This window comes from Pannonibacter anstelovis, assembly GCF_036881715.1.
In the GTDB taxonomy this organism is placed as follows: Bacteria; Pseudomonadota; Alphaproteobacteria; order Rhizobiales; family Stappiaceae; genus Pannonibacter; species Pannonibacter anstelovis.
Genome location: NZ_JBAKBF010000034.1, coordinates 1 through 418 on the forward strand (window position 1 = coordinate 1; position 418 = coordinate 418).

A 418-nucleotide genomic window follows, 5' to 3' on the forward strand; every position below is an offset into this window, starting at 1 on the left:
CGAGTGCCGGTGATGGCGCGCGCGATGGCGGACAGCGACTTGTAGGGGCGCCCCTGCCATTCAAAGCCGTCGGACATGACGGTGACGACATGCTCGACGCCCTGCCATTGGCGCAGGAGGCGTGTGCCGGTGATCGGTAGGTCGCGGTCTAGGCGCATGCCGCGCTTCTTCTTGTCCCCGCCGTCGAGTTCCTCGCCCAGCCGTTCCAGCCGCCGGATCGTCTCGGGCTTCAAGCCGCCATAGGCGAGTTCCTGGATGCGGTAGGCGATACGGCTTTCGAGATAGCGCCGGTTGAACGGCGGCGGTTCGCTGTCGAACAGATCGCGCCACTGCTTTTTCAGGTCAGGCGTCGGTGTGGTCTTCAGCGCGGCCAGGCGGGCGGGGATGGGGTCGTGCGTCGTCATGCTTTCTCCGTTGG

Annotated in this window: 1 protein-coding gene; it reads right to left on the reverse strand. The window is 66.0% G+C overall.

Annotated features, from left to right (window positions below; genetic code table 11):
* Window positions 1-404: DUF2924 domain-containing protein (locus tag V6L75_RS21000; protein WP_334253404.1), on the reverse strand; the 404-nt coding region annotated here is incomplete at its 3' end.
* Window positions 405-418 lie beyond the last annotated feature (14 nt).